This window comes from Aquimarina sp. RZ0 (genome assembly GCF_008370685.1).
Lineage (GTDB): Bacteria > Bacteroidota > Bacteroidia > Flavobacteriales > Flavobacteriaceae > Aquimarina.
Genome location: NZ_VTZU01000160.1, coordinates 1 through 3,387, shown reverse-complemented (window position 1 = coordinate 3,387; position 3,387 = coordinate 1). Strand labels below are relative to the sequence as shown.

Annotated in this window: 6 protein-coding genes; all 6 read left to right on the top strand. The window is 28.8% G+C overall.

The window, feature by feature from the left end; translation table 11 throughout:
• Window positions 1–215: 215 nt before the first annotated feature.
• Window positions 216–452, top strand: coding sequence for a hypothetical protein (locus F0000_RS26725; protein WP_149627754.1), 237 nt, complete (start codon window positions 216–218; stop codon window positions 450–452).
• A gap of 4 nt (window positions 453–456) precedes the next feature.
• On the top strand, window positions 457–747 hold the full coding sequence (locus F0000_RS26720) for a hypothetical protein (RefSeq protein WP_149627753.1): 291 nt from the start codon (window positions 457–459) through the stop codon (window positions 745–747).
• Between the two features lie 376 nt (window positions 748–1,123).
• Entirely contained in the window at window positions 1,124–1,501 is a 378-nt protein-coding gene (locus F0000_RS26715) for a hypothetical protein (protein ID WP_149627752.1), read from the top strand.
• A 27-nt stretch (window positions 1,502–1,528) separates the two neighbouring features.
• Window positions 1,529–1,906 carry a hypothetical protein gene (locus tag F0000_RS26710; protein WP_149627751.1) on the top strand — a complete coding sequence of 126 codons (378 nt, stop codon included), beginning with the start codon at window positions 1,529–1,531 and terminating at the stop codon, window positions 1,904–1,906.
• A gap of 440 nt (window positions 1,907–2,346) precedes the next feature.
• Window positions 2,347–3,075 (top strand): hypothetical protein, encoded by a 729-nt coding sequence (locus tag F0000_RS26705; protein ID WP_149627750.1) that lies wholly within the window; start codon window positions 2,347–2,349, stop codon window positions 3,073–3,075.
• Window positions 3,076–3,115: 40 nt separating this feature from the next.
• Window positions 3,116–3,387: hypothetical protein (locus tag F0000_RS28170; protein ID WP_223148950.1), on the top strand; the 272-nt coding region annotated here is incomplete at its 3' end.

Here is a 3,387-nt window from a genome sequence, read left to right as displayed (position 1 = left end):
TGAAATGTTATAAGCTATTGGATATAGAAAAGTATGCTCGCTTGAAAACAATTTCTAAAGCGCAATGAAGAACTCTATCGGTAAGCCGTATGAGGGAAAACTTCACGTACGGTTTGATGAAGGGGGCACTGATAGTTCTAAAATATTAATATCTTTAACCAGATAATAATAAGGCAGAGCTATCAGGCTCTACTCTACGCTACAATTATCAGATAATGAAAAAAGAACATCAGAAAATAATTGACCATATCTCTACTTATCTGAATGAAAATCCTGAACAAAGGTTTGGTCAAGCAATTTTCAATCTTAAAATCAACGAATTCATAGAAGAAGAAAACTTGATTAACCCTAAATATCAACTAAGAGATATTCACAATGACTCAGATGAAAAAATACTTGAGCGGATTGAATCTCAACTAAAGTGGTTTAACAAACAAAAAGAAAGTTTATAGTTTTATGAAACTGTCTTGTAAAAAATGTTCCAAAAGGGAATTCGAAGTTCCAAATTTCACATCTGAAGAGAAAAATATTCTATCTGAATTAAAAGCCAATAATAAACTTGGAAAGTTAATTCAAAAAATAGAATCACTATATGACATAGAAAGTATTGATGCTAAATTCTCCTTTATGCACATTAATAAAAAGTACGGAAAGTGTAATCGCTGTAATGTTGATTATCTTGAAGGGGAATATGTTGAATGCCCTAAGTGTAAGGCATTAAATTTCAACTGGAAAACCGAGAAATAAAAAGTAGCTAACATCATATATGAAATCAGAGCAAAGTTTAGTTCCGATAGAAAGGTCATTTCCTTTTTGCGATGGCGCTAGATTTTTATAAATTAAACAAGAAATAAAAATGCGCAGATAGATCGATTAGTTCTGGCTTAATTGCCTTGCTCCGATTCATATATTTGGCGTTAGCAAACATTAATACGATTTGTGATTAAAAAATTCGTATAAATTCATTGAATTATTTTTTCTTTATGCAAGGCAAAAAAATCAAGCATAGCTATAGCTACGGTTTATTTTTTAAACGAAGTAGAAAGGAAAAAGAAACGATGAATATTCGAAATTTTTAGTTATAAATCGTATAAAACCATAAGTAATTAAGATAAAACGTAAAATGAAATATTATTTTGTTAGTATTATTGTTTGCTTTAATGTTTTTTGGATACAAGCTCAAATTATTGATTGTCCTAAACCTGTTGTTGTAGGAAATCCGATGGAAAGTAATTATCAAGTTATTTATCCATTAGGGTGGTCTGAGAAAGGTGATTTCTCATATATACATCAAGATATAAATACTGTAGCTGGAGGAGGCGGTTTTCAATATAATTTCATAGTTCAAAATATGAAAACTGATAAAATTTTATTTGAAAAAAGCATATATTATACCCCTGAAGATGGATATGTTTGGAAACCGTATTCTACAAATATTGATTCGCTTGCCTATAAAAAAGGAGCTTATTTTGATTATGCTTTCTTTAAAACTATTACTTGAAAAAAAAATAGACCTCAAGTACTTGATGTGCTTACTGAGTATAAAATTAAACCAACCAATTTATCTTTAAATAATATTTCAAAACTTCAAGAAGAAGGAATTACTGTTGATGAAAAAAGCAATATTATCAACTCTAAGAATGGTACCGTGACAACAGATTATAAAATAACACTCTATTCAAAAAATATTAAAGAAAAAATAGTTTACCATTGGCACTGTCAAGAGGAGAAGTGTTCAAAAAATAGCCTCCTCTCATATAGACGATTTATGATTAAAGGATATTTTAAAAGTCCATTTGAAAATCGAGTAGCAATTATTGTTTTTAATGAAAATAATGGATACGGAGAGATTGATGAATTCCCTTTTGCTGTTGGCGCTAATTTAGAAAAAAATAAAGCGGACTAACATTTGCTAAGCTGTATAAAAAACATAGGGCGTTTGTGCTAAAACGAAAGGTCTGTGCATATTAACAAACTCCGCTAAATATAAAATTTGGCATTTATAACACAAAAAATAAAAGCAAAATATTTATATTTGGCTTAGTACCAATCCGAAACGTATCGCTTATCACCTGCCCTACGTTTCTTATACGTAACGTTACAAAACATTTGATGAAGAACCTGTGCTTAATAATATTTTCAGTGGTAATAATCTTATCCTGTGACGACAAAACCGAAAAATCTGGAACAATAATTTCTGGAAAAATAAATCAGACAGAGTCACCAACTGTTTATCTAAATGAAATTAATCATTTTGACAATCTGAATGAGAATTATACAATTGATTCAACTTCTATTTCAAAAAATGGAGAATTCAAATTCAAAAAACATAACCTAAATTCAAAATTGGTTTCAATTGCAACTAAAAAATTTAAACCATTTACATACCAAATATATAGTTCGGCACCACAAACATATTTTTTCGGGAATTGCGAAAAATTTTTCACCTCAATACCTACTTTCTATATTACAAATGAGAAGTCGATTAATATAAATTGGATTGAAACACAAAGTATAGATTCTATAAACAGTCCGAACAATACTGGTATTCAACAAATAAAACTGCGAGAATTTTATTTAAATTCAAATAAGCTAGATGCAAGTAAATTGGATTATGATAATAAATTAGATTATAAAACAAATTGGGAGCAAATGCTGATTGAGAAAGAGTTTGATTTAAAAATTGTGGATTTGGACAATATTAAAAACGAAAACAGTTTTGATAATTATTTATATTCAGAAATTTATCTAGGACATTTGAATACGTTTTTGAATTGGTTTGAGCAAAACTTTCCTGAAAAAGTGGAAAATTCAATCAAAAATCCTAAATCGGATAATTTTTACTCGGACTTTTTTAAGGAATATGATAAACACAAATGGAATTCTAAAAGTCTCGAATATTACAAGTTCACGGAACGTTATGTAAATTACATTATGAATATTGAATCTAAATCCTTTGAAAATTATTATCAGCCAACGGGAAACAAAAGAAAACTAGCGGAAAAAGTGTTAAGCGGAAATAATAGAGAGTTATATCTAAAATTAATTGACCAGCGAATAAAAAACGTTTTGTAACACCGTATAAAAATAATAGGGCAATTAGTTGCTTAATTCAATGGCTTGGGCATTTTTGCGAAGTCGCCAAATTTTTAAATTTGGCTTATTGAGAAAAAAAGATAATAAGAAAAATTTAAAAATTCGGCTTGTGTTTAACCGAATGGTTCGTGCGTTTTTTCCGCCCTACTATTCTTATACAAATCCGTTGACAAACATTAAAAAACAGAAAATGAGAAAATATATTATCATCTTTATTTTAATAAACCTCTTACTATCATGTAATGAGGATGAAAACACTTCAGTAATAGAAGTTACAACTGAAGATTTTAA

Bases quoted from the DNA above. Each gene is read 5' to 3' on its own strand.
- F0000_RS26715 (WP_149627752.1), top strand. From the start codon at position 1,124: ATGAAATATTATTTTGTTAGTATTATTGTTTGCTTTAATGTTTTTTGG.
- F0000_RS26720 (WP_149627753.1), top strand. From the start codon at position 457: ATGAAACTGTCTTGTAAAAAATGTTCCAAAAGGGAATTCGAAGTTCCA.
- F0000_RS26725 (WP_149627754.1), top strand. From the start codon at position 216: ATGAAAAAAGAACATCAGAAAATAATTGACCATATCTCTACTTATCTG.